26 protein-coding genes are annotated in these 23572 nt (G+C 35.6%); 21 read left to right on the top strand and 5 right to left on the bottom strand.

Annotated features, from left to right (window positions below; all coding sequences use genetic code 11):
• The first annotated feature begins 75 nt into the window (after positions 1-75).
• The 9 genes from ACMAZA_RS04995 (at position 76) to ACMAZA_RS05035 (ending at position 9973) form a co-directional block, all read left to right on the top strand.
• The gene (locus tag ACMAZA_RS04995; RefSeq protein ID WP_435187537.1) at positions 76-1083 is read left to right on the top strand and encodes an amino acid ABC transporter substrate-binding protein; all 1008 of its coding nucleotides are present in this window, start codon (positions 76-78) and stop codon (positions 1081-1083) included.
• A gap of 122 nt (positions 1084-1205) precedes the next feature.
• Positions 1206-2426, top strand: coding sequence for an amino acid ABC transporter permease (locus ACMAZA_RS05000; protein ID WP_435187539.1), 1221 nt, complete (start codon positions 1206-1208; stop codon positions 2424-2426).
• 2 nt (positions 2427-2428) lie between these two features.
• Positions 2429-3577, top strand: a complete 1149-nt coding sequence (locus ACMAZA_RS05005; protein WP_435187540.1) for an amino acid ABC transporter permease — start codon at positions 2429-2431, stop codon at positions 3575-3577.
• Between the two features lie 12 nt (positions 3578-3589).
• On the top strand, positions 3590-4339 hold the full coding sequence (locus ACMAZA_RS05010; protein WP_435187542.1) for an amino acid ABC transporter ATP-binding protein: 750 nt from the start codon (positions 3590-3592) through the stop codon (positions 4337-4339).
• A 100-nt stretch (positions 4340-4439) separates the two neighbouring features.
• Positions 4440-4844, top strand: coding sequence for a Fic family protein (locus tag ACMAZA_RS05015; protein WP_435187544.1), 405 nt, complete (start codon positions 4440-4442; stop codon positions 4842-4844).
• Positions 4845-5194: 350 nt separating this feature from the next.
• The gene (locus tag ACMAZA_RS05020) at positions 5195-6064 is read left to right on the top strand and encodes a DMT family transporter (protein ID WP_435187546.1); all 870 of its coding nucleotides are present in this window, start codon (positions 5195-5197) and stop codon (positions 6062-6064) included.
• A gap of 165 nt (positions 6065-6229) precedes the next feature.
• Positions 6230-8545 (top strand): class 1a ribonucleoside-diphosphate reductase subunit alpha, encoded by a 2316-nt coding sequence (gene nrdA, locus ACMAZA_RS05025; protein ID WP_435187548.1) that lies wholly within the window; start codon positions 6230-6232, stop codon positions 8543-8545.
• Positions 8546-8558: 13 nt separating this feature from the next.
• Positions 8559-9695 (top strand): class Ia ribonucleoside-diphosphate reductase subunit beta, encoded by a 1137-nt coding sequence (gene nrdB / locus ACMAZA_RS05030; protein ID WP_435187550.1) that lies wholly within the window; start codon positions 8559-8561, stop codon positions 9693-9695.
• Between the two features lie 14 nt (positions 9696-9709).
• Positions 9710-9973, top strand: a complete 264-nt coding sequence (locus tag ACMAZA_RS05035) for a 2Fe-2S iron-sulfur cluster-binding protein (RefSeq protein WP_435187552.1) — start codon at positions 9710-9712, stop codon at positions 9971-9973.
• Here the strand turns inward: ACMAZA_RS05035 and mnmH are convergent.
• The 4 genes from mnmH to ACMAZA_RS05055 form a co-directional block, all read right to left on the bottom strand.
• The gene (gene mnmH, locus ACMAZA_RS05040; protein WP_435187554.1) at positions 9963-11057 is read right to left on the bottom strand and encodes a tRNA 2-selenouridine(34) synthase MnmH; all 1095 of its coding nucleotides are present in this window, start codon (positions 11055-11057) and stop codon (positions 9963-9965) included. The genes ACMAZA_RS05035 and mnmH overlap by 11 nt on opposite strands.
• Complete coding sequence (gene selD / locus ACMAZA_RS05045; RefSeq protein ID WP_435187556.1) at positions 11054-12094, bottom strand: selenide, water dikinase SelD; 1041 nt, start codon at positions 12092-12094, stop codon at positions 11054-11056. Before selD ends, mnmH begins: the two co-directional genes overlap by 4 nt.
• Before the next feature lie 5 nt (positions 12095-12099).
• Complete coding sequence (locus tag ACMAZA_RS05050) at positions 12100-12753, bottom strand: dUTP diphosphatase (protein ID WP_435187558.1); 654 nt, start codon at positions 12751-12753, stop codon at positions 12100-12102.
• Positions 12754-12814: 61 nt separating this feature from the next.
• A complete protein-coding gene (locus ACMAZA_RS05055; protein ID WP_435187559.1) occupies positions 12815-13132 on the bottom strand; it encodes a rhodanese-like domain-containing protein in 318 nt (105 codons plus the stop codon).
• A gap of 79 nt (positions 13133-13211) precedes the next feature.
• Here ACMAZA_RS05055 and ACMAZA_RS05060 point away from each other — a divergent pair, with 79 nt between their 5' ends.
• The 8 genes from ACMAZA_RS05060 to ACMAZA_RS05095 all read left to right on the top strand — a co-directional run bounded on the left by ACMAZA_RS05060 (position 13212) and on the right by ACMAZA_RS05095 (position 18359).
• Positions 13212-13481, top strand: a complete 270-nt coding sequence (locus tag ACMAZA_RS05060) for a YbeD family protein (protein ID WP_435187561.1) — start codon at positions 13212-13214, stop codon at positions 13479-13481.
• 6 nt (positions 13482-13487) lie between these two features.
• Positions 13488-14099, top strand: a complete 612-nt coding sequence (lipB, locus tag ACMAZA_RS05065; RefSeq protein ID WP_435187563.1) for a lipoyl(octanoyl) transferase LipB — start codon at positions 13488-13490, stop codon at positions 14097-14099.
• Complete coding sequence (gene lipA / locus ACMAZA_RS05070; protein ID WP_435187565.1) at positions 14083-15030, top strand: lipoyl synthase; 948 nt, start codon at positions 14083-14085, stop codon at positions 15028-15030. Before lipB ends, lipA begins: the two co-directional genes overlap by 17 nt.
• Before the next feature lie 65 nt (positions 15031-15095).
• Positions 15096-15479 (top strand): DUF2177 family protein, encoded by a 384-nt coding sequence (locus tag ACMAZA_RS05075; RefSeq protein WP_435187567.1) that lies wholly within the window; start codon positions 15096-15098, stop codon positions 15477-15479.
• Positions 15480-15489: 10 nt separating this feature from the next.
• Positions 15490-16452 (top strand): 4-hydroxythreonine-4-phosphate dehydrogenase PdxA, encoded by a 963-nt coding sequence (gene pdxA / locus ACMAZA_RS05080; RefSeq protein ID WP_435187569.1) that lies wholly within the window; start codon positions 15490-15492, stop codon positions 16450-16452.
• On the top strand, positions 16436-17197 hold the full coding sequence (rsmA, locus tag ACMAZA_RS05085) for a 16S rRNA (adenine(1518)-N(6)/adenine(1519)-N(6))-dimethyltransferase RsmA (RefSeq protein WP_435187571.1): 762 nt from the start codon (positions 16436-16438) through the stop codon (positions 17195-17197). Before pdxA ends, rsmA begins: the two co-directional genes overlap by 17 nt.
• On the top strand, positions 17169-17546 hold the full coding sequence (gene apaG, locus ACMAZA_RS05090; RefSeq protein ID WP_435187573.1) for a Co2+/Mg2+ efflux protein ApaG: 378 nt from the start codon (positions 17169-17171) through the stop codon (positions 17544-17546). The genes rsmA and apaG overlap by 29 nt, the downstream gene beginning before the upstream one ends.
• Positions 17547-17555: 9 nt before the next feature.
• On the top strand, positions 17556-18359 hold the full coding sequence (locus ACMAZA_RS05095; protein ID WP_435187575.1) for a symmetrical bis(5'-nucleosyl)-tetraphosphatase: 804 nt from the start codon (positions 17556-17558) through the stop codon (positions 18357-18359).
• Here the strand turns inward: ACMAZA_RS05095 and dapF are convergent.
• The gene (gene dapF, locus ACMAZA_RS05100) at positions 18356-19174 is read right to left on the bottom strand and encodes a diaminopimelate epimerase (protein WP_435187577.1); all 819 of its coding nucleotides are present in this window, start codon (positions 19172-19174) and stop codon (positions 18356-18358) included. The two genes, ACMAZA_RS05095 and dapF, sit on opposite strands and share 4 nt — an antisense overlap.
• 83 nt (positions 19175-19257) lie before the next feature.
• On the opposite strand from dapF, the gene ACMAZA_RS05105 reads away from it, so the two are divergent.
• The 4 genes from ACMAZA_RS05105 (at position 19258) to lpxD (ending at position 23572) form a co-directional block, all read left to right on the top strand.
• Positions 19258-19626, top strand: a complete 369-nt coding sequence (locus ACMAZA_RS05105) for a gamma-butyrobetaine hydroxylase-like domain-containing protein (RefSeq protein ID WP_435187579.1) — start codon at positions 19258-19260, stop codon at positions 19624-19626.
• A gap of 139 nt (positions 19627-19765) precedes the next feature.
• Positions 19766-22081 (top strand): outer membrane protein assembly factor BamA, encoded by a 2316-nt coding sequence (gene bamA / locus ACMAZA_RS05110; RefSeq protein ID WP_435187580.1) that lies wholly within the window; start codon positions 19766-19768, stop codon positions 22079-22081.
• A gap of 7 nt (positions 22082-22088) precedes the next feature.
• Complete coding sequence (locus ACMAZA_RS05115; protein ID WP_435187582.1) at positions 22089-22580, top strand: OmpH family outer membrane protein; 492 nt, start codon at positions 22089-22091, stop codon at positions 22578-22580.
• On the top strand, positions 22577-23572 hold the full coding sequence (gene lpxD, locus ACMAZA_RS05120) for a UDP-3-O-(3-hydroxymyristoyl)glucosamine N-acyltransferase (protein WP_435187584.1): 996 nt from the start codon (positions 22577-22579) through the stop codon (positions 23570-23572). The genes ACMAZA_RS05115 and lpxD overlap by 4 nt, the downstream gene beginning before the upstream one ends.

The following is a 23572-nucleotide window of genomic DNA, read 5'->3' on the forward strand; positions in this document are numbered from 1 at the left end:
TAGTGATAAAATTTCTGTAATCCTCATTCAATTGTGAAGGATTGTTATACTTTGAAACTCATTAAGGAGATATATATGAAACAATTATTAAAATTGTCTGCTGCTTCATTGTTAGTTGTTGGCGCTCTTAGTGTCCAGGCTTCTACTTTAGGCGACGTTCAAGCAAAAGGCTACGTTTCTTGTGGCGTATCTAAAGGTCTTGCAGGATTTTCATCTGCTGATTCTTCTGGTACTTGGACTGGTGTAGACGTTGACGTATGTCGTGCTGTTGCAGCTGCAACGCTTGGCGACGCACAAAAGGTTAAATTTGTACCTTTAACAGCTAAAGAAAGATTTACTGCGCTTCAATCTGGTGAGATCGATATGTTGTCAAGAAATACTACTTGGACAATTACTCGTGATGCCTCTTTAGGATTGAACTTCGCTGGTGTTAACTACTACGATGGTCAAGGATTTATGGTTAAGTCTTCACTTGGTGTATCAAGTGCTATGGAATTAAGTGGTGCTGCTGTATGTATTCAAGCAGGTACAACTACTGAATTAAACCTAGCGGATTGGGGTAAAGCAAATGGTATCGAATACAACTCAGTTGTTTCTGACACAAATGCTCAAACTCTAACTAACTATGACGCTGGACGTTGTGATGTATTAACAACTGATGCTTCTGGTCTATATTCAATGCGTGCTGCTGCATCAGATCCTTCTGAGCACGTAGTACTTCCAGAAATTATTTCTAAAGAGCCTTTAGGTCCTGTTGTTCGTCAAGGTGACGACCAATGGTTCAACATCGTAAGATGGTCTCTTAATGCTATGATTACTGCTGAAGAGCTTGGTGTGACTAGTGCGACTGTTGACGAAGTTACTAACAACCCTGAGCGTGAGCGCTTAATGGGTCGTTCTGGCAGTACTCATGAGTATGTTGGTCTGACTCCAGATTGGACTTACCAAATCGTTAAGCAAGTAGGTAACTATTCTGAAAGCTTTGAGCGTAATATTGGTATCAATACTCCAATTGGTATTGCTCGTGGTGTTAATGCACTATGGACTGACGGTGGTATCTTATACTCACCTCCATTTAGATAAGCAATTATCTTGTTAGATCATAAACCAGCCTGCCTTAAAGCAGGCTGGTTTTTTTTATACTTTTTTTTATTCTCAAAAGCTCATTTTTAGTAAAATAAGTTGATTAGTATTTTTATATCTTTATGAAAAAAATTATCCTCGACTCTTTAGGTAAATCTCAACACAGAGGGTTAAACTTTCGTGACATGCTTTATAACAATGAAGCAAGAGCATTTTTCTTCCAAATTGTTACCTTTGTCCTAGTAGTAGGGCTTTTCTATACCGCTATTGGAAATCTCTTTCAGAATATTGAAGAGAGAGGAATTAATACGGGCTTCACGTTCCTTAAAAATAGAGCTGGATTTGATATTCTGCCATTTCTAGGCAACTATGTTGTTGACTACACCCCTGAATCCTCCAATTTTAGCGTTTTTTATGTCGGACTGATAAATACCCTTGTTGTGGCATTTGTTGGCATTATTTTGTCTACCCTTATCGGCCTCTTCATTGGTATTGCTAGACTATCAAATAATTATCTTGTTGCAAAGCTTGCAGGTGGATATATAGAACTTTTTAGAAATGTACCTATACTTCTTCAAATTCTTTTTTGGTACAACTTATTTATTAATCTTTTTCCTCACCCTAAACAGAGTTTTGCTTTCTTTGACATAATGTTCCTTAATCAAAGAGGACTTTATCTACCAAAGCCTATCCCTGAAGACGGCTTCTTGCTGGTTGCACTTTCTTTGTTAGTAGGCATAATCGCTTCTTATTTTGTTAAACAACATTACAAAAAGAAGCATGAGTTGACTGGGATTCATACTAGCACTTGGCCGTTCTCAGTTGCTCTGATTCTTGGGCTCCCAATTATCATTTTTCTAGTTTTAGGATCTCCACTTCAGTTTGATATCGCAGTCCTAGGAAAATTTAACCTAAGAGGAGGGATGAATGTTGTCCCAGAATTCTTGGCATTAACCTTTGCCCTAAGCGTTTACACTGCAACTTATATTGCAGAAGCAATTAGATCAGGCATTGAGGCAGTAGACAAGGGTCAAAAAGAGGCCGCAGCTGCAATTGGACTTACACCAACGCAATCACTAAAGTTAATTATTCTGCCGCAAGCCCTTAGAGTGGCAATACCTCCAACAATTAATCAGTATCTCAATTTAACAAAGAACTCATCCCTAGCTACCGCTATAGGTTATCCAGAGCTAATGAGTGCATTTGGAGGGACAGTTCTTAATCAAGTTGGTCAGGCTGTTGAAATTTTAGCAATGGCTATGTTAGTTTATCTTGTGATATCACTCTTTATATCCTTGTTACTAAACTATGTAAATAATAAAATGGCCATCCAGGGAAGATAACTATGCCAGTATTCGATCAACAAGAAACTAGGAAGCCGCCAATATCTCAAATTGGGGCTGTACTTTGGCTTAAAACAAACCTCTTTTCGAGCTGGATTAATTCTATCCTTACTTTTGCTTCTCTCTATTTACTTTACATCATGATTCCACCGTTGCTGAATTGGATGATATTTGATGCAAGCTTTAGCTTTGGTACTATTAATTTCTTTGGCTTTGAAATAAAGTTTAGTGAAGAAATGGCAACAAATGATAATTGCGGAAGGGTGGGCGCTTGTTGGCCGTATATCTATGAAAAGCTATACATGTATACCTACGGTTTTTATCCAAGAACAGAGACCTGGAGACCTAACACGGTATTCGCTTTAACTGGGCTGCTGTTTGTTATAGTTCCACTTGTTAAAAACTATAAATACAAGAATAGGGTGACCTTGTCTCTAATCATTCTATACCCACTCATTTCATATGTTTTAATTGCTGGAGGGTTTGGACTATTAACACCGGTTGCAACTGATCAATGGGGAGGCTTATTGCTTACATTGATTATTGCCTCAGTTGGTATTATCGTTTCTTTTCCTATTGGCGTTCTTTTGGCGCTTGGAAGACAGTCAAACCTTAAAGTAATTAAACTCTTTTCAACTCTTTTTATTGAGTTTATTAGAGCAGTTCCATTAATTACAATCCTATTTATGGCTTCTTTTGTTTTGCCGCTGTTTTTAGAATCAGGTAATTATTTTGATAAACTCTTACGGGCACTCATAGGAATAGCACTTTTTCAGGCCGCATATTTCGCAGAAGTTGTTAGAGGAGGATTACAAGCAATCCCTAGGGGGCAATACGAGGCTGCAGATGCAATAGGGCTGAGTTATTTTCAAAAAAATGTTCTAATAATCCTGCCTCAAGCTTTGAAAATATCGATACCTAATATTGTTGGATCATCAATTTCATTATTTAAAGATACAACACTTGTACTTATTATTGGACTATTTGATATGTTAGCAATGGTTAATCTAACAAGTAATGACCCATACTGGCTTGGTAGAGAAACAGAGGGCTTTGTCTTTGTAACAATGGTTATGTGGGCTATACTATATACAATGTCCCGTTATTCAAGGAAATTAGAGTTACGCTTTAATACGGAAAACAAAAACTAAAGGTTGTTAAATATGAGTGGTAAAAAAACAAATATCATTGAAATATCAGAATTAAATAAGTGGTATGGCGACTTCCATGCACTTAAAAATATTAATTTAGATATTAAAGAGGGTGAAATAATCGTTGTATGTGGACCATCAGGAAGTGGAAAGTCCACACTGATACGCTGTGTTAACTTTCTTGAAAAGTTCCAAGAAGGGTCAATTTTAGTCTCAGGAACAGAGCTGACAGATGATGCCCAGAAGATTAGAAAGATCAGAAGTGAAGTCTCCATGGTCTTTCAGCACTTTAATTTGTTTCCTCACCTAACAATTGTAGATAATTTAACCTTGGCTCCAATATGGGTCCACAATGAAACAAAGCAAGAGGCCAGAGAGAAGGCGTTAAAACTACTAGATAGGGTGGGTATTAAAGACCAGGCTGAGAAGTATCCAAATCAACTTAGTGGTGGCCAACAGCAAAGGGTTGCAATAGCAAGATCCCTATGTACGAATCCAAAGATAATGCTTTTTGATGAGCCCACCTCAGCACTTGATCCAGAGATGATATCAGAGGTTCTAGATGTAATGATAGAGCTAGCTAGGGAAGGAATTACAATGATTTGTGTGACACATGAAATGGGATTTGCAAGAAAAGTTGCGAATAGAATTATATTTATGGACGATGGACAAATTGTCGAAGAAAATGATCCAGAAAATTTCTTTAATAATGCAGAATCAGATAGGTTACAGCTGTTCTTAAATCAAATATTAACGCATTAAAAGATATGTTAATAGCTTGTTTGAATGGTTAAATTAAAGAATCGCTAATACAAGATTCTGATTTAATTTATAATTTAGTGTCAATTATCATTTAACTCAAATGTTTAAATTCTTAAAAAAAGAATCTACACAAGAAGTAAAACAAGAAAAAGTTACTTCATCAGACGATTGGACAAAAGATATTAAACGAAGCAAAAGGATTGGTAATGAGGTTGAGCAATTATCATTCTTGTACTATTCTGAAGGCATAAATGAAGATATAGGGACTAAGAAGGGACTAAGTGGGGACCATCTTAAAATTCTAAAAAATTGTAAAGAAGAAAGTTCGGCATTAGAGTTAATGAAAATTTTAGAGCGCACAAATAAATCTAAATTTAAAACAGCAATTATCAATCCACTAATTGATCATCGGTTTCTAGAACTTACAATTCCTGGAAGCCCAAGAAGTCCAAGCCAAAAATACAAACTTACAGGTAAATTTGTAAGAAGAAGATCAAAAGACTAGCCTTAATAAACTCAATTCTATTAATTATTAGCCATAAAATACTGTATTACTTTAAATTTTAGATTTAAGCGACCTTCTCAATTTTTGCTACAAAGTATTAAGCTCTATCATTAATAGTCGCTAAATCAATGAATTTCGAGTTCAATATGTAAGTCCTTGTTTTATATAGGTTTATCTACTATTTTAACAGTTTTTAGCATTATTTAATTCGTATAATTTATATTATGTTAAATAATAATAATACTCAAGATTTATATTCATTTTCCTTAATCTATGGATAATATAATTCTTAGTCCCGCCCTATTTTGTTATTTATTGGGTCTTTATTTACTTGGTCCCAATAATCTAATATGACCGATAACAAAAGAAATTACCTGCTGCTTGCTTCTTTAATTATGATCTGGGGGTCTTCATTTGTTCTCACTGATCGTTCTTTACTATTTTTCTCACCAGAACAAGTTGTTACTTATAGATTAACTATAGGTGCTTTATCGATGCTGCTTATTTCTTTAATTTATCGTAAACGATTATTTGTTTCTATTCGTCCCTGGTTTCATTTTAGCTTTTATGCTGTCATTGGCAACATCTTGCCCTACCTGCTTATATCCACTGGTCAAATGTCGATTACTTCTGGTATGGCCGGCTTACTAATGGCAGTAATGCCTTTAGTTACTTTACTTTTAGCTCATTTCTTTCTACCAAATGATAAGCTCAATGTCTACAAAATCCTTGGTTTTATTCTCGGTATCTCGGGAGTTCTTTTTATACTTGCCCCCTCTATCAACAATGGTTCTAACTCTACCTTTGGTATTCTTCTTGTTCTGGCTGCTGCTTGTTCTTATTCTGTAAATACTATTGTTGCTGCACGATTAACTTCTTATGACCCTATTGTATCAAGCACTTGTGTCTTAATATTAGCTTCTTTATTTTCTTTTCTAATTTGGCCTGAATCTTTATCTATAGCTTTTAATGATATCCCACTAATTAGCTTATCTTCTATAATCTTGCTGGGAGTTTTACCAACAGGTATTGCGGCTTATATTTATTTCATAATTATTAATTCAGCTGGTGCCACTTTTTTAGCTAATATTAATTATTTAATTCCTGTGGTTGCTTTTTTTCTTGGTGCAATATTGCTCGGAGAAGAGATACTTATTCAGAATATTATAGCTTTGATTTTTATCATTTCTGGAATTTTTATTTCACGTAAAAATTCCTAAAAAATAAAAAAAAATTTAATTAAATTCTCCTTTTTTTTCAATTGGTTAGATTCAATTTCCAATAAGGTTTTAAAATTACAATTGCATCTAATTTAATTATATTCTATATTTAGTGTATATTTACCTACGGAAGCACTAAATGTAGTGCAATTTTAGGAGTCGGGTTTGAACCAGGAAATACAGACAGTAAAAGACAATGCTGTCGATCAAGAAATTTTAGTAACCAAAAGAGATGGTTCGAAAGAGTCAATTGACTTAGAAAAAATTCACCGTGTTGTCCACTGGGCTTCTCAAGATCTCGAAAATATTTCGGTATCTCAGGTTGAGATTAATGCCCAACTTGCTTTTTTTGATGGCATCAAGACTGAAGATATTCATGAAACCATCATTAAATCTGCTGCAGATTTGATTTCAACTGATGTGCCTGATTATCAATATTTAGCTGCTCGATTAGCGATTTTTCATTTAAGAAAGAAAGCGTTTAAATCTTTTACACCACCTCCACTAATTGATCATGTCAAAAAGCTGACCGATTTAGGTATTTATGACAAGGACATTCTCAAGAAATACAAAGAATCTGAATTTAAAGAGCTAGATAATTATATTGATCACTGGCGTGATATGAACTTCTCTTACGCAGCGGTTAAACAACTTGAAGGCAAATATTTGGTTCAAAACCGGGTTACTGGTGAAATTCATGAATCTCCTCAAATGCTCTATATGCTCGTTGGTATGTGCTTATTTCAAGAGTACAAGGGTAAGTCTAGATTAAATATTGTTAAGCGTTTCTATGATGCAGCATCAAACTTTAAAATTTCTTTGCCTACACCAATTATGGCTGGCGTTAGAACCCCTACTCGACAATTCTCGTCTTGTGTGCTAATTGAAACTGATGATGATTTAGACTCAATTAGCGCAGCATCAGGTGCTATCGTTAAATACGTATCACAACGTGCTGGAATTGGAATCAATGCTGGAAAGATTCGAGCCTTAGGAAGCCCAATTAGGGGAGGTGAAGCAACACATACTGGATGTATTCCATTCTTTAAACACTTCCATACAGCTGTTAAATCATGCTCTCAGGGGGGTGTTCGTGGAGGTGCTGCCACCCTATTCTATCCTCTGTGGCATCTAGAGGTAGAAAGCCTATTAGTCTTAAAGAACAACACAGGAACTGACGAAAATAGAATTAGGCATTTAGATTATGGTGTTCAGTTCAATGGTTTAATGTATGAGCGTTTTTTAAAAGATGAATACATTACGCTGTTCTCTCCAAATGACGCGCCTGGACTTTATGATGCTTTTTTCGCAGATCAGCCTAAGTTTAAGAAGCTTTACGAAAAATACGAGAAAGATGACTTGATTCGAAAGCAACGTATTAATGCGCGTGAACTATTCGCATTATTTATGAAAGAAAGGGCTAATACAGGTCGTATTTATCTTCAAAATGTGGATCATTGCAATACACATGGCGCTTTCGACCCTGTGCAGGCTCCAATCAAACAGTCCAATCTATGTATGGAAATTACGCTTCCAACAAAGCCGCTTTATTCCGTGCAAGATGATGCTGGCGAGGTTGCTTTATGCACCCTTTCAGCGGTAAACTTAGGTGCTCTAGATAGTCTCGATGAGTTGGAGGATATTACCGATATTATTGTTCGATCGCTAGATTCATTATTAGATTATCAGGACTACCCTTTGAAATCTGCTGAAATTACAAGCAACAATAGAAGAACATTGGGCATCGGTATAACTAACTTAGCTTATTACTTGGCTAAGAATGATGTCAAGTATTCAGACGGCTCAGGTAATGACTTGATCCATAAAACTTTTGAAGCACTTCAATATTATTCATTAAAGGCTTCCAATGAGATTGCTCAAGAGTTTGGCCCTTGCCCTCTTTTCTCAGAAACTCAGTATGCAAAAGGAATAATGCCAATTGATAGCTACAAAAAAGATATTGATGATTTTTGTGATACAAAGCTTGAACTAGACTGGGATACTTTGAGAAAAAATATTCAAGAAAAGGGCCTTAGAAACTCTACTTTGACAGCACTTATGCCTTGCGAAAGCTCGTCTCAAATCTCTAATTCTACTAACGGTATTGAGCCGCCAAGAGGCTTTATATCTGTCAAACAATCCAAAGATGGCATACTTAAACAAGTAGTCCCAGAGTACGAAAAGCTACATAAAAAATATGAGCTTCTTTGGGATATAAAGGACAACGAAGGCTATCTACAATTGTGTGCAATTATGCAAAAATTTGTTGATCAGTCTATTTCGACTAATACTCACTATGACCCTTCTCAATATGATGGAAATAGAGTTCCAATGAAGCTCTTCCTTATGGACCTTCTCAAGGCTTATAAGTATGGCATCAAAACACTTTATTACCATACAACGAGAGATGGAGCTAGCGATGATCAGAGCGTTGATAAGAAAGGGGATGATGATTGTGAAGATGGAGTTTGTAAACTTTAATTTGTAACTAATTATGGCCTATAGTATATTTAATCAAGAAATAAATGACACTCTCAAAGAGCCTATGTTCTTTGGTGACTCAGTGAATGTTGCTCGCTTTGATCAGCAGAAATTTGAAATGTTTGAAAAGCTAACTGAAAAACAGCTTTCATTCTTTTGGAGACCAGAAGAAATTGATGTATCAAAAGATAAGATTGATTTTGGAAAACTACTGCCAAATGAAAAGCATATCTTTGTTTCAAACCTGCAATATCAGATTTTATTAGATTCTGTGCAAGGCCGATCGCCTAATATTGCTTTTCTCCCGATTGTATCTCTGCCTGAGCTAGAAAATTGGGTTGAGACTTGGGCTTTCTCAGAAACAATTCATTCTCGCTCATATACCCATATTATTAGGGCTATTGTTAATGAGCCTGGTGTTGTTTTTGATGAAATTATGAAAACTGAAGAAATTATTCAGAGAGCTACAAGCGTTTCCAAGCACTACGATAAGTTAATCAAACATACTCAAGCTTACCTTTTAAATGGTGAGGGTGAGCATAAAATTGATGGAAAAATTCTCACCATCAATATGTACTCTCTCAAGAGATTACTTTATTTAACTTTAATGTCTGTCAACATACTAGAAGCAATCCGCTTCTATGTTAGCTTTGCCTGTTCGTTTGCATTTGCAGAAAGAAAAGTGATGGAGGGTAATGCTAAGATTATTAAGCTAATTGCTAGAGATGAAGCGCTGCACCTGACTGGTACTCAGCATATGCTCAATTTGATGCGTGATGGTAAGGATGATCCTGATATGCAAGCAATCGCTATTGAGTGCGAAGCAGAAGTTATTCAAATGTTTAAAGATGCAGCAGAGCAAGAGAAGGAATGGGCTGAATACCTGTTTAAAGATGGCTCAATGATTGGTTTGAATGCTCAAATCTTAAAGCAATATCTTGAATATATTACAAATATTCGTATGTCTGCATTAAATATGCAGCCAATATTTGAACAGACTACTAACCCGCTACCATGGCTGAATCATTGGCTTGATTCAGATAACGTTCAAGTTGCTCCACAAGAAACTGAAATTACCTCTTATCTGGTGAGTGCTATCGACAATACTATTGATTCTGAAGACGAAGATTTTAGTGATTTTAAGCTCTAGTTGCTTAGCGTCAAATGTTCAAGATTGATGTTGATAATATTAACGGTAAAACAGAGTCACTCTATGTGTATGGTGAAGCCTCTATTCTGAGCGAACTCGAAGCCAACAATGTACTGGTCAATCATAGCTGTAGACAGGGGCATTGCGGTAGTTGCATTTTAAAACTCGTCAAGGGAGATGTGATTCATCAGGAGTGTCTAGTGCCCTTATCTCAAGGGGAAATCCTGGCATGTCAATCGAGACCAGTCTCAGACATTGAGATAACAACTAAGATTTAAATTCCTTCAAAAAATTCGTAACCTCTTGGAAGTTACCTTCATATATAACTCTTTGTTTTTTATTGCTAATTTGAAAGTCATACATAGGGTCATAGTAATCAACAAGGAGAGACTCAATCAGTGGAAAAAAGCCACTTAACTCATTGTTCTCTTTATGATTTTTAAGCGCAATATTTAACTGATCCAACAGCAAATTGTAGCGCGCCCCGCCAAGTCTTTTCTTGATTTTGAAAAGACTGCCAAGCCAGTAGTTTGAAAAATTATCAGCACCATTTATTGGGTCTTGATCGGTAAATCTTTTAATCATATCAATTACATAAGCCTTCAGACTAATTTGAATTCTCTCTTCAATTGAGGCTCTTAGAATAATAATTTTTGATTCCTTGGCTTTAGCTTTAATCACTTCAGGAATATAGATTGTTCCTATATTGTTACCCTCATCTTCAATCAATAGATTCTCGTAGTGTTCTTTTTTTATCAAGTCTACAATCAGATGGTTCTCAAAATCAATTTGCTTTGGCTGCGGTGTTACATTGTTTCCAAAGGCGGATCCCCTGTGATTCGCATAACCCTCAAGGTCCAAACTGTTATCAAACTTATTTAACAAAATGGTTTTGCCGCAACCTGTTTGGCCTCCAATAACTAAGAAATTCATTTTGGAAGAAGTACTTTCCATTTCATTCAGAAGAAAAGTTCTAAGCGCTTTATATCCTCCTTTAATTCTTGGGTAGGAAACACCAAAATGCTCATAAATCCACTCTTGGGATATCTTTGAACGAAGACCACCTCTAAGACAAAAAAGTGCTCCATTTGGGTATTTTTTAACAAACTTAGACCACTTGTCAATCCTTTGTTCTTTAGTTTTTCCACTGACCAGCTCATGACCAAGTCTAATTGCAGACTTTTGACCATGCTCTTTGTAGCAGATACCAATTTGATGCCTTTCACTATCACTCATAATTGGATAGTTATAAGCATGAGGAAACGAGCCTTCTTTGAACTCTATTGGCGCCCTTACATCAAGTAATGGAATATTTGATTTAAAGATTTCTGAAAAATTATCGATTTCTTTTAAACGATTCATTTAATGACAATAGTTTTATTTTCATCTGAACGATCTAAAATTTTTCCAATAGGTTTGAGATCAAAAGAATTAGATCTCATAAGGTCATAAAAGTCTTTCAAGCCTTCGCCAGAAACTGAAACAAGAAGCCCACCACTGGTCTGAGGATCACAAACAATAGATTTTTCAATTTCTGATAATTCGCCCAGATGACTACCATAACTCTCAAAGTTTCTATCAGTGCCCCCTGGAACACAGTCATTTTCAATATATTTAAGGATGTTAGGTAATAAAGGTAAGCTTTCAAAATAAATCTCAGCAGACACTTCACTCCCTTTGCAAACCTCCAAAAGGTGTCCCGCCAAGCCAAAACCTGTAACGTCTGTGACCGCATTTACGAAACTATTAGTGGAAAGCTTGGGGCCGATATCATTTAGTGAACACATCTGATTTACTGCACGATTATGATCACTTTGTGTGACAACTTTCTTTTTTTGTGCGGTGGATAGAACCCCTATTCCTAGTGGTTTAGTCAAGAATAATGAGTCACCGGGCTGGGCACCAATATTTTTTTTAAGATTTTTTATTTCAACTATGCCAGAAACCGATAGACCAAAAATCGGTTCTGGAGAATCAATACTATGCCCTCCAGCAAGAGAAATGCCTGCGCGTGAGCAGATTTCTCGGCCTCCATCGATTACTTTAGCTCCAATTTCAGCCGAAAGCATATTTATGGGCCATCCAAATATTGAGATCGCCATGAGCGGCTTTCCACCCATTGCATATACATCACTTAGCGCATTACTGCCAGCTATCATTCCAAAATGAAAGGGGTCATCAACGATTGGCATAAAGAAATCTGTAGTACTGATCAGAGCCCTTCCATCTCCAAGGTCATAGACAGCAGCATCATCACTCGACTCATGTCCTACCAACAGTTTTGAATCTAAGTTTTCATAACTACTTCCTAGAATCTCTTTTAAAACTTTAGGAGATATTTTGCATCCACAGCCAGCACCATGGCTAAATTCAGTTAATTTAATATCATTAATACTCATCAGGTTTATTTAAGGTTTGAGTACTCAGAACTAAGTTCGCTGTATAAGTCTTCAGGAGAGATTCTAGGGTTGTTATCCATAATTTTAAAAGCAACTACATTATCTTCAACGCCACCCCAATTCTTTCTATAAGTTCCATCTTTATAACCATTTTTTTGTCTGAAAGTATTTAATTGATTCTTGACAACATATCGCTTATATAAATCTTCAACATCAATACCCAAATGAGAAATAATTTCAAAAAAGAGATCTGTAATTTTCCTGATATTATTGAGTTCTGGATTAATGTTTGAGGTGACTGATAATTGGAGCATGTTTTCGAGCAATGAAACCAAGATATCACTATCAAAGTCTCCCTTTGTAGTTATCTCAAGATGCTTATTTGCATAGGTCTGGTCATCAATTCGAATGGACTCAGACATAATAAAATGCCAAATATCAACCAATTCAACTTTGATGTTATTCCAATCTGGCTGATCATTAATATTTTTCCAATGTTTCCAATTAAAGGAGTCAATGGCCTCAGCAACCTCCATATAGATGCCTCTATACCATGAAATTTTTCTATTCTCTTTTGTGACTCCTGTTATCCAAATTTCCCCATTGGTCTGGTCATTTAACTGCTTTTGGAGGGCAAACATTTGTTCAATTTGATTCATTTGATTATTTTTTTAGAGAAATTCAAAATTATAGAGATAATATAAAAACCAGAAACAGAACTTAATATCTTTCAACAGAGTCATCTATCTCTCTGGACCAGGCATCTATTCCACCTCGAAGGTTAAAAAGAGATTGAAAGCCATTAGATAACAGGAAGTTTGCCACCTGCATCGAGCGCATTCCATGATGACAATAGATGGAATAACTTGATTCTGGATTTAATTCAGAAAATGTTTCCATAATCGAGCTCATAGGCATATTGACCGCGCCCTCAATTTTGCAGATGTCGAGCTCCCATTTTTCTCTGACATCAATCAGTGTATTGCCATCTTTGGTTAAATTGTCTTGAAATTCTTGAGGATTAAGGTCTTCTAACATCTTCTAAATTCGTTATTAAAAACTGTATTTTATTATTAACAATTGCTAATGAGTAAGTTTAATGGGTAAAATTTAGTTTGTGAGTAAAAGTAATGACGACATCTTCAAATTCCCCTGCGAATACCCAATAAAAGTTTTCGGTTTAAATCAACCCAAAATCGAAGAATCAGTCTGCTCAATCATAGAAAACTATGTGGGGAAACTTCACAAAAATCAAGTTTCAATCAAGAATAGCTCTAAAGGGAAATATATTTCGATAACCATTAGAATTATTGCGACTAGTCGCCAACAATTAGACTCAATAAACGCCGATCTTCAAAAGTCCCCTCTAGTGTCTTACCTTTTATAAATCCTGATGATGAAAATAAAAGAAAAGGGTCTTCAAGATTACAACTCAACTTGGCAGGAGATGCTCTCTTTCACTGAGAAAAGAAACAATCATACTGAAGATGAGTTATGGACTCTAGAGCATAGGAGCGTTTTCACTCAAGGGCTCAGTGGAAAGCCAGAGCATCTACTCAAAGATACTGAGATAGAGGTCATTAAGTCGGACAGAGGTGGTCAAATTACCTATCATGGCCCTGGTCAATTGATAGTTTATTGCTTGATTGATATTAAAAGACTCGGTATCGGAGTCAAACAAATGGTGAGTATTATTGAGAAGTCCATTATAGATCTATTGAGCGATTACTCAATCTCGTCTCATAAGATTCCTGGCGCGCCAGGGGTGTATGTGGATGGATCTAAAATTGCCGCACTGGGGCTAAAGATCAAGCGTGGCAAAACCTATCACGGTCTCAGTCTAAATGTCGACATGAATCTTTCACCCTATAGCCTTATTAACCCCTGTGGATACAAGGATTTAAAGATAACCCAAATGTCTAATCTCACGGATAATAAACCTGATTTAGATAAAATTAAAAAACAATTAACTAAAAATCTCACTAAATATGTCTCAAGAAGTTGAAATAAAGGCCCTTAAAGGCGAGTCTAAGGTTAGTCGACTCAAGATTAGGCCTGATTCAGAGAGAAAACCAATAAAGAAACCCAACTGGATACGAATTAGGCACGCAAATTCAAGCAAGGTCAATGAATTAAAAAAAACACTCAGAAGTCAAGACCTTTTTACAGTCTGTGAAGAGGCGCAGTGTCCCAACCTGAGCGAGTGCTTTAATCATGGAACTGCAACCTTTATGATTATGGGTCAAATCTGCACTCGAAGATGTCCTTTTTGTGACGTAGCTCATGGCCGGCCGAAGCCTTTAGATAAAAATGAACCTGGACACTTGGCAGATACAATTGCAAAAATGGCCCTAAAGTATGTCGTCATAACTTCTGTTGACAGGGACGATTTGAGAGATGGAGGGGCAAGCCACTTTAAAGACTGCATCGACAACATTAGAAAAAAAACTCCTCTTGTAAAAATTGAGGTATTGACCCCTGATTTCAGAGGTCGAGTAGATAAAGCACTCAACATTTTTGATGATTGTGCGCCAGATGTTTTTAATCATAATTTAGAGACTGTTCCGAGCCTTTACCCTAAGGTGAGACCGGGCTCAGATTATGAGCAGTCACTTGATTTGCTCAAAAGCTTCAAAGAGAGGCACCCACATGTCAAAACTAAATCTGGACTGATGCTTGGGGTTGGTGAGACGAATACTCAGGTCATTAATGTGCTTAAAGATCTTAGAGGACATCAAGTAGATATGCTAACTCTAGGGCAGTATTTACAGCCCAGTCGACACCACCTTGCAGTTGAAGAATACATCACTCCTGAACAGTTTGAAAAATATAAGATGATTGCGATTGATCTAGGCTTTTCTCAAGTTGCTAGCGGTCCAATGGTTAGATCTTCTTACCACGCTGATCTTCAAGCTGAGGGTGAGCTAGTAAATTAAATCAAACTTTTAAAGTATCATAGATAAAATATTCTTCAACAAAAATAAAAAGGCAGCCAAACGTTATGATTAAAACTTTCTTTATCGCCCTTCTATTCTTTTTCATTATTGACGTTTTTTGGATTTATTTTGTAGCAACGCCGATGTACAAGCAGGAGGTTGGCTCACTAATGGAGCTCAAAGTTCCACCAGCCCTTATTTTCTATGTTGTTTTCTTGCTCGGCCTAATCTTTTTTGTAATTAATCCTAACCAGAGCAATACCCTTTTTAACGTCTTTTTAATTGGTGCTTTTTTTGGTCTAGTGACCTATGGAACCTATGATTTAACTGTTTATGCATCTATGAATATTTTTAGCTTAAAGCTGGTCATTGCTGACATTCTTTGGGGCATGTTTCTTTCAGGATCTGTGGCTGCTTTAACCGTATTCACTATCAATAAAATTAACTAAAAATTACTTTATGTCTATTGCATATACCTCTGGCGAACCGTCTGGAATTGGTCCAGACATTGCTGTCATCTATGCACAGAAAGAAAGAACTGAAAATCTGCAAGTTTATTGCGATCCTGATGTCTTAATAAATCGAGCTAAAATTCTAAAATTGCCTCTCACTTTAACTGAAAACCCAACAAGGAGCTCAGGCGAATTGTCAATCTTTCCTGTAAAAACCTCACATAAAGTAATGCCCGGAAAACTTAATCCAGACAATGCTGAATATGTACTGTCACTCTTAAAGAAAGCCACTAAACACAGTTTAGAAAATCGCTCAAAAGGTATTCTGACTGGCCCAATTAACAAATCAGTTATTAATGACGCTGGGATTGAATTTAGTGGCCACACTGAATATTTTGCAGAACTATCAAAAAGCTCTAAAACTGTGATGGTGTTGGCAACTTCAGGCCTCAAGGTTGCTCTTGCAACAACTCACCTTGCACTGAAAGACGTCCCTAAAAACATTACCAGAGAATCTCTTATTGAGGTGATTTCAATTATCAATAATGACTTTGAATTTTTTGGCACTAAAAAACCAAATATTTTGGTTTGCGGACTTAACCCTCATGCAGGTGAAAATGGATATCTTGGAGATGAGGAAATTACAACAATTGGCCCTGTGATTGATTATTTGAATCAAAATGGCTTTAGCCTCATTGGACCAGTTCCTGCTGATACAGCCTTTACCCCTGATTCTTTAGAGAATATCGATGTTGTTCTTGCTATGTATCACGACCAAGGCCTGCCTGTTCTTAAAGCAAAAGGCTTTAAAAATGCTGCCAATATTACTCTTGGTCTTCCATTTATTCGCACCTCTGTAGATCATGGGACTGCGCTTGAGCTAGCTGGAACAGGCAAAATTGATTTAGGCAGCTTTTACTGTGCGTTATCTTTTTTTGAAAAAATTAGTAAAAATGGCTCACACGCCTAGAAAGAGATTTGGTCAGAACTTTCTGATTGATGATCAAGTTATAAATCAAATTATCTCTACTATAGCTCCAAAAAGTGATGATAGTATTGTTGAAATAGGCCCAGGAAAAGGCGCCTTGACTTTTCCACTTGCTGAATATCTCAATAATCTTAACGTGATTGAAATCGATCGTGATTTAATTTCAATTCTGAGCTCTCAAAACAATACAAAAATTACTATTTTTAATGCTGACGCTCTAGAATTTAACTTTAATCACTTTTCAAAAAAAATAAGAATTGTTGGTAACCTGCCTTACAATATTTCATCACCTTTGCTATTTCATCTACTGAACTATAGAGAAAATATAATTGACATGACATTTATGCTTCAAAAAGAAGTTGTTGAGCGCATTGTGGCCCCACCAGGAAACAAGACATATGGAAGGCTTAGTGTTGTAATTCAGGCTTTCTTTGACACCGAACTCATGTTTATTGTGCCAAAAGAGTCTTTCAATCCTCAGCCTAAAATCGAATCTGCTATACTTTATTTGAAAACAAAAAGCAGGCCTTTAGTGCAAGATCTAAAGCCACTTGAAGAAATAGTTAAATTAGCCTTTTCTCAAAGAAGAAAAACATTAAAAAATTGTTTAAAATCTGTGCTTGATCAATCACAAACCAATATTGATTTATCGCAGCGAGCCGAGATGCTAAGTCTTGATAATTTTGTAACCCTGATGAATGATTATGAAAAACAATATAGAAATTAATGTCGAGGTCACCTATCTGTCTGATCAATCAGACATAATTAACAAGCAATATGCTTATGCCTATACTATTACAATAACCAATCAGGGCGACGTAGGAGCCCAACTAAGAACTAGGCGTTGGCTTATTCAAGATGAGTCTGGCCAAACTGAAGAGGTTATTGGAGAAGGAGTCATTGGTCAACAGCCTCATCTTTCCCCTGGTGAGAGTTTTCAGTATAGCTCAGGAGCAATCATTAATACTGAAACTGGCACTATGAAAGGCTCTTATGGAATGATTAGTGACTTAGGTCACAGATTCGATGCAGATATCCCAGAATTTACTCTGAGTGAGCCTCGAACTCTGCATTGATCAAACCCGATGGATTATGCAATTGGTGACGTCCAGGGTTGCTTTAAAACTCTAGTAGCTTTACTCACTAAAATTAAGTTTAACCCTGATAAGGATCGCATTTATTTTCTTGGAGACGTTGTTAATCGAGGAAGTAATTCCCTTGATGTTCTGAGATTAATCTACTCAAATAGAGACAACATGAAAATGGTTTTAGGGAACCATGATTTTCATCTTCTTGTTTGCGCTCTAACAGAAAGAAACCCAAACAAAAAAGATACATTTCAAGACATACTATCGGCCCCTGATAAAGTTGTAATGCTTGACTATCTTCTTCAAAGGCCGCTTGCAATAGATTATAAAAACGCCCTGCTTGTTCATGCTGGTGCTCCACCGAAATGGGGTATGACTGATGTTTTAGAGAATAGTAAATTAGTTGAAAAGAATCTTCAGTCAGCAGATGCCCCTATTTTTTTATCTAAGATGTATGGAGATAGTCCTTATATTTGGGATGAAGATCACTCAAATGAAGAAAAATCACGCTACGCTATAAACGCCCTAATGCGTATGCGTTTTTGCAAAGAAAATGGTGAGCTTGAATTTAATCACAAGCTTAATACTGACAAAAATCCTAAAGGCTATAGGGCATGGTTTCTTCACTCAAAAAGAGAGATGGAAAATCACAAGATTTTTTTTGGTCACTGGTCCACACTTCAAAATGTAAAAACGAAAAATATTTATCCTATGGATCATGGCTGCATCTGGGGAGGGAGGCTTTCTGCCTATAATTTAACCAAAAATGAAATTATCTCTCAGCAATCCTTAGAATCCTAAGAAGAGCCGCTCCTTAGATTTACAGAGCCCTCATAAACAAATTCACCAGGACCTGTCAAAAAAACCCTATCTCCATCAAATTCAACGACTGCATCACCGCCATTTAGATGGACAATTACCTTAGAATCAAGATGCCCTCGCTTGATACCATAAATTACTGCAGCGCATGCTCCAGAGCCACATGCAAGCGTTTCACCAACTCCTCTTTCAACCACTCTTAACTTGATTTCTTCTCTATTTATTATCTGCATAAAGCCAACATTCACTCCTTCTGGAAAAGCGTCACTGGACTGAATCTTTGAGGCAGCTTGCTCAATATCTTTGATTTCATCCTGAATTACGACAGCGTGTGGATTTCCAATCGACAAAGAGCCGACTTTAAGTTCTTCAACCAAATACTCTGATGACTCATTTTCAAAGTTTAACGGTATTTTTGAAGGTTCAAAGTTTGGAATCCCCATGTTAACAGTCACTGAGTCATCAGTATTAATATTTAGATTCAATACGCCAGCATTTGTTTCAACGGTCAAGGTGTTCTTGTATGAAAGATTTTTCTTTTGAATATAGAGCGCAAAGCATCTTGCTCCATTACCGCATTGACTCACTTCTGAACCATCAGCATTAAATATTACGTAGCGGAAATCAGCCTCTTTAGAGATTGCGCTTTCAACCATCAATAATTGATCAAAGCCAATACCAAAGCGACGGTCTGAAAGTTTACGAATTTCATCAATAGATAAAGAAATGTCTCCATCTATGTTATTCATAACAACAAAGTCATTACCTAGTCCATGCATTTTTGTAAAATTAATCATTAGAACATTTTAACCTTTAGTGTATGGCTTTATCTAATTACTGATATGTTAAAATTCATCAAACCAATAAATCTGAACTCTAAATGACACCTCCAACAAATATAACATTAAGCAAAGATAAAAAACTACTCACAGTATCATTTGAAAAAAATGATTTTACTCTTAGCAGTGAATACTTGAGAGTTTATTCACCATCAGCAGAAGTTAGAGGACATGGTCCTGGCCAGGAAACTCTTCAATTAAATAAACAAGACGTTACTATCAGTTCTCTTGTGCCAATGGGAAACTATGCGGTAGCAATTCATTTTAGTGATGGTCACACTACTGGTATTTATTCTTGGAGTTATCTTCATCACCTAGGTAAAGACAAAGAAGAGCTTTGGAAAGATTACTGTGACCGCGTAGAAAAAAACAATGTAAACAAGCAAAACTTCCATGAAGTTTCGATTTAAATTTATTATCGAAAGAGTATTATTTATTGTTAGTTCAACAACTAATGAATTTATTTTGTTAAAATGCACATAAACTTCTTCAGTTAATTGTATTTATGGTTTTTTTGGATTAAAAAAATTAGCTACTATAGGTGAAAAAATGAAAAATATATTAAGACTTCTATTTACCCTTCTTTTCTTCTTTTTTACTTCACAGTCCTTCTCAAACCCAATTAGCAAAATTAATTTTATTGGACTAAATAATGCACCTGAAGAATCTCTTTTGCAATTAATTCCTTTTAAAGCTGGCCAAGAATATACGAGTGATTTAAGCGATGGCATTATAGAGTCGCTCTTTGAAACTGGGCTTTTTTCTGACATAACTATCTCTAATAATGAAAATAGCTTAAATATAACTCTAAAAGAAAATCCAATAATTAAGTACTTTGATATTAGTCTAGACTCAGGCTCAGGCTTTACAAATTGGCTTAAAGGCGAAAAAATGCTAATGACTAAAGACCTCCTTGACGAAGAACTTATCAGCAATATGCTTTCTGCTGGAAATCCATATACTCAAAGAAAGCTTGATAATTTTATTCTTATGCTTGAATCAAAGTATGCAGAATCTGGCTATTACAATGCGAAAATCAGCCCTAATGTTGTTGTTGACCCACAAAACCGTGCTGGAATAGATCTCTCTATCCAACAAGGTGATAGAGTTAAAATTGAGAGTTTTAAAATCTCAGGTGCTGAGAAACTTTCTGAGGCATCATTATTAAAATTATTCAAAATTGGTGAAGCTGACATGTTCATAATGAATTACTTCACAAATAAAGATTTATTTACCGAGACCGAATTCAAGCAAGGAATAGACTTAATGACTAATGCCTATTTTGATTCGGGCTACTTGGACTTTCAAATTCTCAATATAGACTCCAAACTAAATGATAATAAAGAAAAAATTTCAATTGATATTAATATTTCTGAAGGCATACAGTATCAATTAGGAAAAATCACTTTTGAAGGTGAGACAGAAGTTATTGGTATTGAAGTTTTAGAAAATGCCATCAGTATGAATGAGGGAGATGTTTTTAATCGTAATTTAGTCATTAAAGATATTCAAATATTAACTGATATGTTTGCTGACAAAGGTTATGCTTTTGTGAACATTAACCCTATTACCTCTGAGTTTTTAAATTCTGTAAATATTAATTTTGATATTTCATTAAATAAAAAGGTTTATATAAACCGTATTTCTATTTCAGGCAATACTCGCACTCAAGATGAGGTAGTTAGAAGAGAAATTGGCATATCTGAAGGTGGTTTGTACTCAAGGAGTATTCTCAGAAATTCATTAAATAAATTAAGAAGGCTTGGCTATTTCTCTGATGTACAGATTGCCACATCTGAGGTTAAAGGCATGCCTGATAAAATTGATATAAGTTTTGAAGTTGAAGAAACTCAAACTGGCTCAGTTAGTTTTTCAGTTTCGCATAGCAACAATTATGGTATTTCTTTTGGTGCAGGCATTGAAGAGAAAAATATTTTTGGCTCAGGAAATACTCTAAACGCTAACCTAAATGTTTCTGAATCCTACAACAGGGTTAGTTTTTACTTTATGAATCCTAATTATAATGATCAGGGCCACAGTGTTAGCGTAGGGGCTTTTAAAAGTGAAATCAATGATGATGATATAGCTACGGATTCATACGAAATTGATACAACTGGATTTTCTTTAGGCTATGGAATTCCGCTAAGTAATGATTCAAGAATCAATACTGAATTTGAATACTCTAATAATGAAATCAAATGCAGCACACTTTTCTCTGGCTCTGGATATGAATCTAGTCAGTGTTCCAACAAGGAAAGAGATGAATTTAAGGTTAACACTAATTGGAGTAGAAATACACTAAATGATTACCTTTATCCAACTAATGGTGTAAACAACTCATTATCAGCAAGCGTTTCCATTCCACCTGGAGATTACAAATACTTCAATGTGAATGCTGATCATAAGAGCTATAGACCTTTAAATGATACTGTCACTTTAAAGTTTACAGGTAATATTAATTTATCTAAAGGTTATAGTGACGAAGAATTGCCATTTCACAAAAGGCATTTCGGAGGAGGTAGTGGCTCTGTCAGAGGCTTTGGTAACAAAACATTGGGCCCTCTGTACCCCAATGGTAAAGCTAAAGGTGGTGAAATTTCAATACTTGGCAGTGCCAACTTAATTACGCCAGCGTTCTTTTTTGACAATAATGAAAAAATGAGAATGAGTGCTTTTATTGATGCAGGTAATATTTTTGAAAAAAGCTCAAATATTAAGCTTGATGATTTAAGAATGTCTACTGGTCTTGGATTTGCTTATTTAAGCCCAATTGGTTCTATTGGAGCATTTATTTCTACACCAATTCTTAAAAAAGATGGTGACATTATTGAAGACTTTGGTTTCTCATTAGGAACTGGCTTCTAATGCCTCTATGAAGGTTTTAGTAATACTTTTTTTTTGTTTTCTGTGCTTTTCGACCAATGCTGAAAATATCAAAATTGGCTTTATTGATACTAATCAAGTAGTAACTAGCTTATCTCAATACAAAACAAGCATTGATGAAATTTCAAGTGAATTTGAACCTAAGAAACAAGAGCTATTAGATTTATATAATCATATTGAATTAGTTAGAACAAAAATTGATGAAATTCTAAAATCTGATTCAAACAAATCTATTGAGGATGATTTAGCAAAACTTTCAAACTTAGAGCAAAGCTTTAGGAAGGAAACGGAGTTTTGGCAAAATACCATGAATAATAAAAAAATTGATTTACTTAAAGAAATTGAAATTCTTGTAAATCAAACGATTAATGAATATGCAAAGAGAGAGAATTATGATCTCATTCTTTATGAAAATATAGCTTTTGTAAGTGATAAGGTAGACATATCAAAAGAAATAATTGATGAAATTGAAAAACTATGAAACTTACACTACAAGAAATAGCTAATTTGATTGATGGCTCAATTGAAGGTGACAATACTAAAGAAATCTATGGACTCAATTCTCTAGTAAATGCAGACCTAAATCAGATTTCATATGCCGTCAGTGAAAAGTACAAGGATGCTATGATTAAATCTCAAGCTGGGGCTATTATAGTTAACCAGGAGCTTAAAGAGCACTGTAAAACTAATGTAATTATCGTTAAAAATGTTTATCTAGCATATTCACTACTTTCTCATAAATTTAAACAAACTCAAGATATTAATAATTTAACTTTTGGAAATGAAGTCAGTTATCCAAATACCAAAATTGCTTCAAGCTCTTTAATTGGAAAAAATGTTGAGATTGGTGCTGAAACAATCATTCATCACAATTGTGTTATAGAAGACGACACCAGTATTGGTCAAGGTTGTCTGATTGAGTCAAACGTTACAATTCAACATGGCAGTATTATTGGAGATAATTGCATCATTTCTCCCGGAGCTGTAATAGGTTCAGAAGGTTTTGGAAATGCAAGAAACAATAAAAAATGGAGCGCTATAGCTCATTTGGGAAATGTATCCATTGGAAACAATGTATCAATTGGTGCCAATTCAACTATTGACCGAGGGTCAATGTCAAATACCGAAATTCATGATGGTGTAAAGATTGACAACCTGATACATATTGCCCACAATGTGATTATTGGGGAGGATACGGCTATTGCAGCAAAAACTGGTATTGCTGGATCAACAAAGATTGGTAAACGATGCATGATTGGTGGCGCTGTAGGGATTGTGGGCCATCTAAACATTACCGACGATGTTATCATTAATGCAACAAGTACGGTGAATCGTAATATTTCAAAACCTGGTATTTACACTGGTTTTATGCCTATCATGCTTCACTCAGAATGGAAAAAGGTCGGAATGTGGGTATCAAAACTTGATAAAATTGCCAGCTTCCTGAAGATTAAATTGAAAAACATTAGGTAA

Source organism: Pseudothioglobus sp. nBUS_23, assembly GCF_051201565.1.
Classification (GTDB): Bacteria; Pseudomonadota; Gammaproteobacteria; order PS1; family Pseudothioglobaceae; genus Pseudothioglobus.